At 71.8% G+C, this 11,937-nt stretch carries 10 protein-coding genes; 4 read left to right on the top strand and 6 right to left on the bottom strand.

Annotated elements, in window-relative coordinates; genetic code table 11:
• Positions 1 to 220 precede the first annotated feature (220 nt).
• The 4 genes from ACFV6V_RS28310 to ACFV6V_RS28295 form a co-directional block, all read right to left on the bottom strand.
• The gene (locus tag ACFV6V_RS28310; protein ID WP_030757047.1) at positions 221 to 595 is read right to left on the bottom strand and encodes an RNA polymerase-binding protein RbpA; all 375 of its coding nucleotides are present in this window, start codon (positions 593 to 595) and stop codon (positions 221 to 223) included.
• Between the two features lie 268 nt (positions 596 to 863).
• On the bottom strand, positions 864 to 2,231 hold the full coding sequence (locus tag ACFV6V_RS28305) for an MFS transporter (protein WP_385570456.1): 1,368 nt from the start codon (positions 2,229 to 2,231) through the stop codon (positions 864 to 866).
• A gap of 51 nt (positions 2,232 to 2,282) precedes the next feature.
• Positions 2,283 to 3,056 carry a glycerophosphodiester phosphodiesterase gene (locus tag ACFV6V_RS28300; RefSeq protein WP_385570454.1) on the bottom strand — a complete coding sequence of 258 codons (774 nt, stop codon included), beginning with the start codon at positions 3,054 to 3,056 and terminating at the stop codon, positions 2,283 to 2,285.
• Positions 3,053 to 3,796, bottom strand: coding sequence for a YitT family protein (locus tag ACFV6V_RS28295; protein ID WP_385570452.1), 744 nt, complete (start codon positions 3,794 to 3,796; stop codon positions 3,053 to 3,055). Before ACFV6V_RS28295 ends, ACFV6V_RS28300 begins: the two co-directional genes overlap by 4 nt.
• A gap of 65 nt (positions 3,797 to 3,861) precedes the next feature.
• Between ACFV6V_RS28295 and ACFV6V_RS28290 the strand changes: the two genes are divergently transcribed.
• A complete protein-coding gene (locus ACFV6V_RS28290; RefSeq protein WP_385570450.1) occupies positions 3,862 to 5,361 on the top strand; it encodes a PLP-dependent aminotransferase family protein in 1,500 nt (499 codons plus the stop codon).
• 88 nt (positions 5,362 to 5,449) lie between these two features.
• On the opposite strand, the gene ACFV6V_RS28285 is transcribed toward ACFV6V_RS28290, so the two are convergent.
• Together ACFV6V_RS28285 and ACFV6V_RS28280 are read right to left on the bottom strand one after the other, a co-directional pair.
• A complete protein-coding gene (locus ACFV6V_RS28285; protein WP_385570448.1) occupies positions 5,450 to 7,105 on the bottom strand; it encodes a hypothetical protein in 1,656 nt (551 codons plus the stop codon).
• Between the two features lie 46 nt (positions 7,106 to 7,151).
• Complete coding sequence (locus ACFV6V_RS28280) at positions 7,152 to 7,346, bottom strand: hypothetical protein (RefSeq protein WP_338675385.1); 195 nt, start codon at positions 7,344 to 7,346, stop codon at positions 7,152 to 7,154.
• A 524-nt stretch (positions 7,347 to 7,870) separates the two neighbouring features.
• Between ACFV6V_RS28280 and ACFV6V_RS28275 the strand changes: the two genes are divergently transcribed.
• The 3 genes from ACFV6V_RS28275 to ACFV6V_RS28265 all read left to right on the top strand — a co-directional run bounded on the left by ACFV6V_RS28275 (position 7,871) and on the right by ACFV6V_RS28265 (position 11,778).
• Positions 7,871 to 9,289, top strand: a complete 1,419-nt coding sequence (locus ACFV6V_RS28275; RefSeq protein WP_385570445.1) for a HEAT repeat domain-containing protein — start codon at positions 7,871 to 7,873, stop codon at positions 9,287 to 9,289.
• Positions 9,290 to 9,481: 192 nt separating this feature from the next.
• Positions 9,482 to 10,597 (top strand): glycosyltransferase family 4 protein, encoded by a 1,116-nt coding sequence (locus ACFV6V_RS28270; protein ID WP_385570443.1) that lies wholly within the window; start codon positions 9,482 to 9,484, stop codon positions 10,595 to 10,597.
• Positions 10,594 to 11,778, top strand: a complete 1,185-nt coding sequence (locus tag ACFV6V_RS28265; protein WP_385570441.1) for a glycosyltransferase — start codon at positions 10,594 to 10,596, stop codon at positions 11,776 to 11,778. Before ACFV6V_RS28270 ends, ACFV6V_RS28265 begins: the two co-directional genes overlap by 4 nt.
• Positions 11,779 to 11,937 lie beyond the last annotated feature (159 nt).

Here is an 11,937-nt window from a genome sequence, read left to right as displayed (position 1 = left end):
GGTGAGGGCCTTCTGGCGCTCGGCGCAACCTGCGGCCCGTTTGGACCGCGTCAACCGGATGACCGCCGCCGCAGGCGCGCCGTCATGCGTCCGGCGGGCAGCCGGGTGCGCCGGGAGAGCCAAAAAGCCGCGGGCTGCGGCACACAAGACGTGTGCGGCAGCCCGCGGCTTTCGGTCGTACGTAGATCCGTACGTGGTGGTTGCGCGTGTACGCGAGTCCTTACGCGGACTTACGGCTGTCGCGCGGGTGCACCGCGATGTTCATGGCTCCGGAGCGCAGGACTGCCAGCCGCTCGGCCAGCACCTCCTCCAGCTCCTCGCGGGTACGCCGCTCCATGAGCATGTCCCAGTGCGTACGCGCAGGCTTGCCCTTCTTCTCCTCGGGGCCTTCCCCGTCCACCAGAAGTGCCTGGGCGCCGCACGCCTTGCATTCCCACTCCGGCGGAATTTCCGCCTCTACCGAGAACGGCATCTCGAATCGATGTCCGTTCTGGCATGCGTACTCCACCGCCTGGCGCGGGGCCAGATCGATGCCGCGGTCGGTCTCGTAGCTGGTCACCACGAGGCGCGTGCCGCGAAGAGCTCGCTCACTCATGAATCGTGCCTCCCGGGCTTGTCGCCCACAGGACAGGTGTCGCTGTCGTCGTCATCCGGTCAACGTCCGGTCGGCGGTAAAGATTCCCGCGCATGTCCGTTGCGGTCCATGCGTCGTTGCCCGTCGTGCCGCCCCTTGTTGTACCCACCAGTGCCCGGTTTGTCACATCTGGCAGAAAGTGTCACCCAGCGTCCTGAGGAATTCAGCGCGCAGTAACGGTCCGCCTGGCAGGCCAAAGGCGTACACTACCGGCCTTTCACTTCAACGTCTAAATCCGATGCGGCACCGGGTTCCCCGCTTCGGCCACGGCACGGCGTACCGGCACCCGGGCGAGCAGCACGAAACCGATCGCGAAGAAGATCACCAGCGAGATGATCGCATCGCGGTAACTGCCGGTGAGCTGGAACGCCAGGCCGAAGACCAGCGGGCCCAGCCAGCTGAGCCCACGGTCGCTCATCTCGTACGCCGAGAAGTATTCGGCCTCCTTGCCGCGCGGCACCAGGTGCGAGAAGAGCGAGCGCGACAGCGCCTGGGTGCCGCCGAGCACCAGGCCGATCGCTCCGGCGAGCGCGAAGAACCAGCCGGGGGTCTGCGCCGGCAGGAAGTAGCCGGCCCCGAGGATCAGCGTCCACACCGCCAGGGACGCGAGGATCGTGTGCTTGGCGCCGTACGTCCTGGCGAGGCGCCCCATGCCCAGCGCACCGGCCACCGCCAGCACCTGCACCAGCAGCACTGCCGTGATCAGCGTCGTCTGATCCAGGCGGAGCTCTTCCGAGCCGTAGATGGACGCCTGCGAGATCACGGTCTGCACGCCGTCGTTGTAGATGAGGTAGGCGAGCAGGAACGCCAGAGTCAGTGGATGCCGGCGCATGTCCCGCAGGGTCGCTATCAGCTGCCGCCAGCCGGCGCCCACCGCACCCTCGGCCGGAGCGTGCCCGTCGGGCGGTGTCAGGGCCCGGTCCCGCAGCCGTCGCAGCGGAATGAGCGTGAACGCGCCCCACCACAGCCCCGCCGTGGCGAGGCAGATGCGCACCGCGTCCGACTCGGAGAGACCGAAGGACTCATGCCCCGTGTACAGCGCCAGATCGGCGACCAGGACGAGCGCGCCGGATGTGTAGCCGAACGCCCAGCCCCGGGACGACACCGTGTCGCGCTCGTCGGGCTCGGCGATCTGCGGCAGATACGCGTTGTAGAGAACCATCGAGACCGACAGCGAGGCATTCGCCACGATCAGGAGGGCGGCGCCCAGGAGATAGCGGTCACCCCCCAGGAAGAACATCCCCGCCGTGGCCGTGGCTCCGGTGTACGCGGAGGCGGCGAGCAACGGCTTCTTGCGCCCCGTACGGTCCGCGACCGCACCCACCAGCGGCATCACCAGCACCGCGACCACCACGGACGCCGACACGGCGTAGGCGAAGAGCGATCCGGCCCGTACCGGAATGCCGAGCGGGTGGACGTAGCCCTCCGCGTCCGCCGCCGCCTTGGCCACAGCGGTGAGATAGGGCCCGAGGAAGACCGTCAGCACGCTCGTCGAATAGACGGAGCAGGCGAAGTCGTAGAAATACCAACCGCGCTGTTCACGCCGGCGGTCGCCGTTGCCTCTTCCGGCGGTCGGGTCCTCTGTCTCAAGGGCCACTGGGCACCCCCATGCTCGTGCTGATGGAGATGCGCCACGGCCCACGGCCGCTCAGTGCCAGACTCCTCGGTCGCTGAGTACCGTGCGCAGGGTCTCCAGATTGTCGGTCATGATGCCATCCACTCCCAGGTCCAGGAGGGTGGCCATCCGGTCTGCGTCATTGACGGTCCAGACATGTACCTGGAGTCCGCGGGCGTGGGCTTCCCGCACGAAGCGGCGGTCCACGATCCTGATGCCGCCCTGCGCCTCCGGGACCTGGGCGCAGACCGCGCCCGCACGCAGCGAGGCCGGGATTCCCAGGGAGCGCAGCCGCAGCCCCAGCACACCGCGCACCCCGAACGAGGTCGCCAGCCGGGGCCCCGCGAGCCGGTACGCCCGGGCCACCCGGCTCTCCGAGAACGAACCGACACAGACGCGGTCCCAGGCGTCCCTGCCGCGGATCAGGTCGACCAGCGGCTCCAGCGCCCCTTCGGCCTTGATGTCCACGTTCCAGCGGGCCTCGGGGAACTCGTCGAGCAGTTCCTCGAAGAGCGGCAGCGGCTCCTTGCCCGCGACCCTGGCCTGGCTCACCTCGCCCCAGGGCAGCTCAGCGATCCGGCCCCGGGCGTCCGTGACGCGGTCCAGGGTCGCGTCATGGAAGGCCACCAGCCTTCCATCGGCGGTCGTGTGCACATCCGTCTCGAAGTAGCGGTAGCCACTGGCCGCCGCCCGGCGGAACGCGGCGGCCGTGTTCTCGAGTCCGTCGGCGGTACCGCCGCGATGCGCGAACGGGATGGGGGACGGGTGGTCCAGGTACGGATGCCTGGGCTGCTGTAGGCGTGTCACCCGGGCAGTATGACCTGATCGGCGGCCCGCCCCGATGTCGGTTCGGCCACTGCACCCACCGTCCGGCTGCCGGGCTCCGTGGCCGCAATGGCGAACACCCTCAGGAAGACCTGGGCGAGTGGCCCGATGGACAGGGCGTAGGCCAGGGTGCCGATGCCGACCGAGCCGCCGAGCGCGAAGCCGGTGGCGACCACCGCGACCTCGATGGCCGTGCGGACGAGGCGGATCGACCGGCCTGTGAGCTGGTGCAGACCGGTCATCAGCCCGTCGCGCGGCCCGGGGCCGAAGCGAGCCGAGATGTAGAGACCGGTGGCGACACCGTTGAGGACGATCGCGGCCACCATCACCGGGATCCGCACCGCGAGGCCGTGCGCATCGGCGACGACGGCCAGGGTGCCGTCCATGGCGACCCCGACGACGAAGACGTTGGAGACCGTGCCGAGTCCGGGCTTCTGCCGCATCGGGATCCACAGCAGCAGCACGACGGCCCCGATGATGATCGAGACGACCCCCATGGTGAGACCGGTCAGCTCGGCCAGGCCCTGGTGCAGCACACCCCATGGCTCCAGACCGAGACCGCCGCGGACCAGAAGAGCGGAGCTCACGCCGTAGAGCGCGAGCCCTGCGTAGAGCTGGAGCAATCGCCGGGGGAGGCGCCTGCCTTTGAGGCGTGAGTGGCCTGTGGTGTCTGCGGTGCTGGTCAAGCTTCCCCCCGGGGTGGTGTGAGTGGACTGGCTCATGACACTCTGTGGCTGGGAAACCCAGGCCATCCATGGCCAATTCGACGAAGGTGGACTGACTTCCTATGGCGCAGTGGACTTCAGCGGTCGGATCGGCTCAGCTCGCGAGACAGCTCAGCGCCCAGCAGTCGCGTCCGGCAGGGCCCGGCACTCGCAAGCCACCCGCCTATCGCGCGCTCGCCGACGGCATCCGGCTGCTGGTCCTGGAAGGCCGGGTACCCGTGGCGGCCCGGCTCCCCGCCGAGCGCGAGCTCGCGCTGTCGCTCGCCGTGAGCCGTACGACGGTGGCGGCGGCGTATGAGGAGCTGCGCACGGAAGGGTTCCTCGAATCCCGCAGGGGCGCCGGCAGCTGGACCGCCGTACCCGCCGGCAATCCGTTGCCCGCGCGCGGCCTGGAACCACTGCCGCCCGAGTCCCTCGGCTCGATGATCGATCTGGGCTGTGCAGCACTGCCCGCGCCCGAGCCCTGGCTCACCCGGAGCGTCAGGGGAGCGCTCGAGGAACTGCCGCCGTACGCGCACACCCACGGCGACTATCCGGCCGGCCTGCCCGTGCTGCGTCAGACCATCGCGGACCGCTACACCGCACGCGGGATCCCGACGATGCCCGAGCAGATCATGGTCACCACGGGTGCGATGGGTGCGATGGACGCGATCTGCCATCTGTTCGCGGGCCGTGGGGAACGCATCGCCGTCGAGTCGCCGTCCTACGCGAACATCCTCCAGCTGATGCGCGAAGCCGGGGCCCGGCTGGTGCCGGTTGCCATGGGCGAGGGCCTGGCGGGCTGGGACATCACCCGCTGGCGCCAGGTGCTGCGGGACGCCGCGCCCCGGCTCGCCTACGTCGTCGCCGACTTCCACAACCCCACGGGGGCGCTGGCCGACGAGGACCAGCGACGCCGGCTCGTGGACGCGGCGCGCTCGGCGGGCACGGTGCTGGTCGTCGACGAGACCATGACCGAGCTCTGCCTCGACGCGGAGCTCGAGATGCCGAGGCCGGTCTGCGCCTTCGACGCGGCGGGCTCCACGGTGATCACGGTGGGTTCGGCGAGCAAGGCGTTCTGGGCGGGGATGCGCATCGGCTGGGTCAGGGCCGCTCCCGATGTGATCCGCTCGCTGGTTGCGGCCCGCGCCTACGCCGACCTCGGCACCCCGGTCCTCGAGCAGCTGGGCGTCAACTGGCTGATGCGGACCGGTGGCTGGGAGGAGGCGGTGGCCATCCGCCGCGCCCAGGCCAGGGAACACCGTGACGCCCTGGTCGCGGCCGTACGACGGGAGCTGCCGCACTGGGAGTTCGAGGTCCCCCAGGGAGGCATGACCCTCTGGGTGCGCGCGGGCGGCCTGTCCGGCTCCCGCCTTGCCGAGGTCGGTGAACGCGTGGGCGTCCGCGTTCCCTCGGGCCCCCGCTTCGGTGTCGACGGCGCCTTCGAGGGCTACGTCCGCCTGCCCTTCACGGTCGCCGGCCCGGTCGCCGACGAGGCCGCGGCCCGTCTCGCCGCAGCCGCCCGCCTGGTGGAAACCGGTGCCTCAACAGGCACAGAGCCCCCGAGGACCTTCGTGGCCTGAGCCCAGCGGCCCAGGGGCCCACCCCGTGGCGGCGGGGCTCCCGGCGCGGGGCACGCCCCGGAGCCCACCGCGCACCCGCAGAGCAGCGTCACCGCCCCGCCGAGGTCTCCACGGCCGGGACGGCCACCCCGGGCACGCCCACCTCGGAAACCTCGGATACCTCGGATACCTCGCGGTCCCCGGAAACCCCGGTAGCGGGGGACACCTCGGGATCCACCGGCACCCCGGACACCGAGTCCTCGCGCTCCGGCAGCAGCGCCAGCACCGCCCGCCGTTCCGCCTCCCCCGCGGCCTCGTCGAACGGATCCGGTGTCGCCGGGACCTGAAGCCGCAGCACCCCGCCCGTGCCCAGCCGTGCATATCCCCGGCCCGGGGGCACCTCGCCGGTCGGCGTCGTGTGGGGAGGCGCACCGAGCACCGACTCGATCAGCGCGGGTGCCATGGGTCCCAGGGCCACCCGGGCCCTGGTATGACCGAGCACCGCCTCGGACAGGGCCTCCTGGGCGCCGTCCGACTGCTCGGCCACGACCACCGTGACCGCTGCCGCCCGTCCGTGCCGCAGCGGCACCTCGAGCAACCGCTGCGGGTCCTGCCGCCCGTCCGCCGCCGCGAGATGGCCGAAGGTGCTCGGCCGGTCGACCAGGATCCACAGCGGCCTGCGGGTGTCCTCGGGGGCGGGGTGCCCCGCCTGGCGGGCCCGGTTCGCGGAGATGAGCCGTCGTTCGGTCTCGTGCGCGGCCCACTCCAGGCTCGCGAGCGCCCCTGACAGCCCGCATTCGACGGCCAGGACGCCGCTGCGTCCGGCCAGGCAGGTGTACTCGCCGGTGCCGCTGCCGTCGACGACCAGCACATCGCCGTGCGGCAGTGCCTGGAGCGCGATCGACCGCAGCAGTGTCGATGTACCGCTGCCGGGAAGACCCACGGCGAGCAGATGGGGCTCCGTCGAGCGCGGCCCGGTCCGCCACACCACCGGCGGCGCGTCGCTCGTGCCGTCCGCGTCCACCACCGGCACGGTGCGCGTCACAGCGCCCGCGTCGGTGAAGCCCAGCACCGTCTCACCGGGACCGGTGACGAACCGCTGAGCGGCGATCGTGGTGGGGAGCGGGGGCAGCACGCTCATCACGAGGTGGTTGTTCTCCTCGTCCCAGACGAAGAGGTATTCACGGCCGCGCCCCGACTTGGCGTGCAGCAGCTGTTCGATCCGGTCGCGCGCTTCAGGCTCGCCGTCGGGGAAGTACGCCGGGTAGCGCAGCTTCAGCCGGGTCAGCCGGCCGTCGCCGTCGAAGGAGTGGTCGCTGAACGCCGTCGACCACTCCCCGCCGTGGGCGAACAGCGGGCTGGGGTCCTCCGGGACCGCGAAGTACGGCACGAGCGCCTCGTAGAGGGCCTTCAGTCGCGTCAACTCCGCCTCGTCCGGCCCTGTCTTCACCGGCGTGCGCTGACGCCCCGTCCATCCGGCCACCCCCATCACCGTGATCAGACCGAGCAAGGGCCCGTACGGGAGGAGCACCACCACCATCAGGCAGGCAGCCGCCAGGAAAAGGGTGGGCCCACGCCGGTCCTTGGGCATGCCGGCCCACTTGCGCCGCCCGGCGACGGCCAGCAGCCGCAGACCACGGCTGACCGTGATGAGCGGATGGAGTACGTCGGTGGCGTTGTCGGCGGCCGTCCGCGCGAACTCTCGGCTGCGGGCGATCCGGTCGGCGCCGCCGAGCGGGATGCGGGGGAGTGGTCGCCGGGCCACGTGGTTCTCCTGCTTCTTGTGCTCTGGGTGCGGTCGGACGGGGGAGTCAGAATTTGATCCCGCCCAGGAGGCTGGCGAGGCTGGCGCCTCCCGCCGTGATGCTCGGCGCGATGGCCGTGCCCGCGAGATAGAAGCCGAAGAGTGCGGAAACCAGCATGTGGGACGCCTTCAGCCCGTCCTTCTTGAAAAAGAGGAAGACGATGATGCCCAGCAGTACGACGCCTGAGATGGACAGGATCATGAGGTGCTCTCCTGGTTGAGGGGACGGTCACCATGAGTTCTTCCAGCCTCACAGGAAGTATGTATGTGATAAAAGCTGCAAATGGGTGAAACTAGGGGTTTTTCACCCGCATGGCCCACGCCGGATCGTTGCCGGAGGCCCGTTGATCTTTGCCGTGCAACGGAGCCGCCATGCCGCGCCACGGGCAGTACCCTGGCGATTCACTCTTAAGGGGCCGATCCGGAGGCACAGACTCCATCCGTCGTGGTTACCGCGCGGATCCTGGGGAAGAGAGCCCCCTTGGAGCCGTTCCCCGACCGGTGAACGGGTGCTGAACACGCAGGTGAGAGCGTTGCCGTAAATGTGGTCGCGGTGGCGGAACGGCTGGGTCATCATGACGTCGGGCCCGCAAGGGGCCACCGACGAGAGGCAGAGGAAGATGGACTTCATCAAGCGGAAGACGACGGGCAGCCGATCATGTTGCCGCGCGGCCTAGGCGAACACACCCCCGGTTGCGTCGACAGCTTGATGTGAGGCACTTTCCCATGTTCGAACCAGTCATAGCGCCGAGTGGCACCCTCCTCGGCCTGCTCCAGAGAGGCCGCGGCGACGGCACCCTGCATGCACTCGCCGCGCCCCGCGCCGAGGCCCTCGAGGCCCTCAACCGCTGTGTGCTGAGCGACCCACGCCACGACTGGCAGGTGGAGAACCGCTCCCTCTACTACGCGCGCCTCTACCTGGATCTGGGCGGCGGCCTCGAAGCGATCGAAGCCCACCTCTTCCAGGCCGAAGACCACTTCGACACGGACGAGACAAGGACCGGGCTGGCCCTCGCGGTGCTCGGCCACCTGGCCTCGTACGGCAGGGACGACGCACTGACCCTGCTACGGCGCTACGCCGCCTCCGGGTCCAACTGGGCCTGGGCGCTGGACGAGCTCGCCCTGCGCGACGACGACAGCGGACTGCGCTTGCTCGCCGGCCCGGTGCTGGCCCGCTTCCCGGCCACTCCCGATGGCGACGCCGAGCTGGCCGCTGCCGTGCGTGATGCCTTCGAGCCCCGGCCGTGGCGGCTGTGGGCGGAGGATCCCCGGGAGGCCGTGGGCGCACGTGTGCGGGCCGCACAGGAGCACGGTTCCTTCGACCGTTGGCAGCGCCAGCTCAGGCCCACAGGGCCGCGCCCCGGCTGGAGCGTGCAGGCAGTCTTCGAGTGGGCGCAGGAAGGGGACGAGCGCGGCACCCCGCTCCATGTGCCGGCGTCCCGCTGCCTCGGCGCGGTCGCCGGACCCGACGACCGTGATGTGATCATCGAGACGGCGCGCAGCGGACCCGACGCGGCCCGCTGCACCGCCCTCCACTACCTGGCCGAGTCACGGGACCCCGCCGTGCTCGACCTCATCGAGGCCGCTGCGGTCGACACGTCCCGTACGGTCGCCGACGCCGCCGTCGCCGCCTTCGAGCGGATGTGCGGAGAGCCGGCCGTGGACCGTGCGCGCCGCTGGGTCCAGCGGCCCGACGCGCTCGGCGCCTCGGCCGCGGGTGTGCTGGCCTGCCGCGGCAGTGCCCAGGACGCCGGACTCGTCCTCGGCGCGCTCCGTGAGGCGGTCCGCGCCCAGGGACCCGACGCCCCCACGCTCTGGTCACTCGTCGACGGCGCGGGGCGGCTGGGCATCGAGGCCGCAGCCCCTGTGCTGCGCCATGTCTACCGCGAAACCGCCTCATCCCATCTGCGGGGCCAGACGGCGCGTGCCCTCGCCGCGACCGACCCCTCCTTCGCCACCGGCTTCGCCGTGGAATGCCTCTGGGACTGCGAGGAGACCACCAGGGAGATCGCCGCCCTGCACGCCGAGACAGGCGACGCTCGGGTGGCCGAGCGACTGCGCAGGCTCGCCGCCGACCCCGCGGAGGAGGCCGAAGTGCAGACAGCGGTCCGCAGCCGGATCGGGCTGGACATGCCACCGGTCTGAATCCGCGTGTCCGAGTAGCAGTACGGGGCCGCGGGTCCCGCCGAACACGCGGGGCGGGAGAGCGCCGGGCCGGCGGCCGGCCCCACCGACGGCGGGCCCTCCCCGGGGCGTGGGACAAACGCTCATGGGACGTTCCCCGCACGGAAAGATCCCCGTTGGCCGCACCACCCCCGGCCCGACGACAACACCCGTATGCGTGTCGTCATCGTGACCGAATCCTTCCCGCCCGATGTCAATGGTGTGGCGCACTGCGCCCTGCAGACCGCCCGGCACCTCGCCGCCCGCGGTCATGATCCGCTCGTTGTCGCCCCGGCCGTCGCCGGACCCGTCGGTGAGGCGCCGTGCCCGGTGGTGCGGGTGCCCTCGCTGCCGCTGCCGGGCTATCCGCAGGTCCGCGTGGCCCTGCCCAGCCGCAGGCTCGCCGCCGCCCTGACCGCGCACAGGGCCGATGTCGTCCATCTCGCCAGCCCCTTTGTGCTCGGGGTGCGCGGCATGGGCGTGGCGGCCAGGCTCGGCCTGCCCGCCGTCGCGGTCTACCAGACCGACCTCGCCGGTTATGCGCGTACGTACATGGGCGCCGGTGAGAACACCGCGTGGCGCCGCATCCGTACCGTCCACAGCGCGGCCGACCGGACCCTGGCCCCGTCCACCGCCGCGCTGCGCGATCTGGAGGAGCACGGAGTGCCCCGGGTACGGTTGTGGCCGCGCGGTGTGGACACCGTGCGGTTCCGGCCCGAGCTGCGCGACGAGACCCTGCGCCGTGAACTGGCCCCTAACGGCGAGACCATCGTCGGATACGTCGGCCGTCTCGCTCCCGAGAAGTGCGTCGAACTGCTTGCCGGTGCCTGCGGGCTGCCTGGCCTACGCGTCGTGGTGGTCGGCGACGGCCCGAGCGGGGCGTCCCTGCGCGAAGCACTCCCGGGCGCCGTGTTCATGGGCCGGCGCACCGGAGCGGACCTGGCCCGGATCTTCGCCTCGCTCGACGTGTTCGCGCACACGGGCCCGTACGAGACCTTCTGCCAGACCGTGCAGGAAGCCATGGCCAGCGGGGTACCGGTGATCGCTCCGGCCGCCGGCGGACCACTGGACCTCGTCGACCACGGCCGCACCGGACTGCTCGTACCGCCCCGCGACACGGGCGCGGTGACCCGGGCCGTGGCGGCACTCGTCGCGGACCCCGCGCGCCGCGAGGCGTACGGGCACGCGGGCCGGGCCACCGTCGAGGGCCGCACCTGGGCCGCGGTCGGCGACCAGCTCATCGGGCACTACGACGAGGTGCTGCGCGAACGTACGGCGGTGGCGGCGTGAACGACACCATCCGCGCGGGCGGCGGCGAAGGCCTGCGGATCGTCCGGCTCGCCAACTTCGTGACCCCCGCGTCGGGCGGGCTGAGGACCGCGCTGCGCGAGCTCGGCAAGCGCTATCTGGCGGCCGGACACGAGCCCGTGCTCGTCGTGCCCGGAGATGCGGAGAGCGACACCATGACCCCGCAGGGGCGGGTCATCACGCTCCCCGGGACCGTGCTGCCCGGCACCGGTGGCTATCGCGTACTCGCGGGCCGCTCCCGGCTCACCAGGCTCCTGGACGAGCTCGCGCCCGACCGCCTGGAGGTCTCCGACCGGACCACCCTGCGGTGGACCGGGGAGTGGGCGCGCCGCCGCCGGGTCCCGTCGCTGATGGTCTCCCACGAGACGGCGGACGGGGTGCTGCGCACCTGGGGCGTTCCGGGCACGCTCGCCGAGCGCACCGCGGACCGGCTCAACCGGCGCAGCGCCTGGTCCTACTCGCGGATCGTGTGCACGACCGAGTGGGCGGAACGGGAGTTCATCCGCATCGGCGCGCGCAATGTGGTGCGCGCACCGCTCGGAGTGGAGCTGGACCGCTGCCGGCCCGGCCGGCGCAGCACCGTGCTGCGCGCGCGCTATGCGGACGGCGCCGATGTCCTGCTGCTGATGTGTTCCCGGCTCTCCGTCGAGAAGCGTCCCGGGATGGCGCTGGATGCCCTCGCCACGCTGCGCGAGCGCGGCGTACGGGCCGCACTGGTCGTGGCCGGGGAGGGCCCGCTGTACAGCAGCCTGACGCGCCGCGCCCGGGAGTCGCGGCTTCCGGTCCACTTCCTCGGCCACGTCGCCGACCGTGAGGCTCTGGCGGATCTCCAGGCGGCGGCGGACATCTGCCTGGCCCCCGGGCCCGCGGAGACCTTCGGCCTGTCCGCGCTGGAGGCCCTGGCCTGTGGCACCCCCGTGGTCGCCAGCGCGTCCTCCGCTCTCCCCGAGATCATCGGCGACGCGGGCATCGCGGCGCCCGACCTGCCCGGCGCCTTCGCCGACGCGGTGCGGGAGCTGCTGTCACGCCCGGAGCCGGCGCGCCGCGAGGCGGCGCGCGCCCGGGCGGAACTCTTCGGCTGGGACCGTGCGGTCGCCGCCTTCCTCGCCGCCCTTGACGCCCACACCAGCCGAATACCCGGACATCCGGAGGTGACGGTATGACGGGAGACCGGAGCCCGCGGGCGGCCGCGCAGGCTCCTCCTGACGACCTGTCCGCCGCTGCCGCTGTGCTCGACGCCCCGTCATCGGGTGCGCCCCCGGCCGAGGCCACCGGGTCCGCCCCCGGCGCGGTCGGCGGCGGCGAGCACGCAGCCGTGCCGC

The sequence above is a fragment of the Streptomyces sp. NPDC059828 genome, assembly GCF_042731955.1.
Taxonomy (GTDB): domain Bacteria; phylum Actinomycetota; class Actinomycetes; order Streptomycetales; family Streptomycetaceae; genus Streptomyces.
The sequence above is the reverse complement of the archived record's forward strand: the minus strand, read 5'-3'. Positions and strand labels throughout refer to the sequence as shown.

Excerpts from the sequence above, each read along its gene's own strand:
- ACFV6V_RS28310 (WP_030757047.1), bottom strand. The coding sequence starts at position 595 with ATGAGTGAGCGAGCTCTTCGCGGCACGCGCCTCGTGGTGACCAGCTAC.
- ACFV6V_RS28295 (WP_385570452.1), bottom strand. The coding sequence starts at position 3,796 with ATGAGCCAGTCCACTCACACCACCCCGGGGGGAAGCTTGACCAGCACC.
- ACFV6V_RS28270 (WP_385570443.1), top strand. The coding sequence starts at position 9,482 with ATGCGTGTCGTCATCGTGACCGAATCCTTCCCGCCCGATGTCAATGGT.
- ACFV6V_RS28275 (WP_385570445.1), top strand. The coding sequence starts at position 7,871 with ATGTTCGAACCAGTCATAGCGCCGAGTGGCACCCTCCTCGGCCTGCTC.
- ACFV6V_RS28280 (WP_338675385.1), bottom strand. The coding sequence starts at position 7,346 with ATGATCCTGTCCATCTCAGGCGTCGTACTGCTGGGCATCATCGTCTTC.
- ACFV6V_RS28290 (WP_385570450.1), top strand. The coding sequence starts at position 3,862 with ATGGCGCAGTGGACTTCAGCGGTCGGATCGGCTCAGCTCGCGAGACAG.